General features: G+C 48.8%; 1 protein-coding gene. It reads left to right on the top strand.

All coding sequences use genetic code 11. The features are described from left to right. Positions 1-118: 118 nt before the first annotated feature. Positions 119-342, top strand: a 224-nt coding sequence (locus A3750_RS05875) for an alpha/beta fold hydrolase (RefSeq protein WP_369819927.1), incomplete at its 3' end; no start/stop codon positions are given.

Here is a 342-nt window from a genome sequence, read left to right on the forward strand (position 1 = left end):
GGAGTGCTTAGTGAGAGAAGAAATATCGAGGTTTATAGCTGGCCTGGAACCCTGGCAGTACGAGGTTTCTGGCGGTTTTAAGCTTCGTGGCCACTACACACCGCCCTCCGGAAAACCTGTGATCCATTTTTTACATGGGAACGGGTTTAATGGTTTGGTGTATGAGAAGTTTTTAGGGCCCTTGTCCAAACACTTCGATCTATTCCTGAGCAATGCTCAAGGCCATGGCGATAGCGATGCAGGCGAGCGTTTTACTAACTGGGACGACAGCGCGCATTACTTTTCAGAGGTTTGGCAACATTACTCTAGCATGTGGAATGATGTTCCTCGCGTTGGACTAGG

This window comes from Oleiphilus sp. HI0079, from assembly GCF_001635105.1.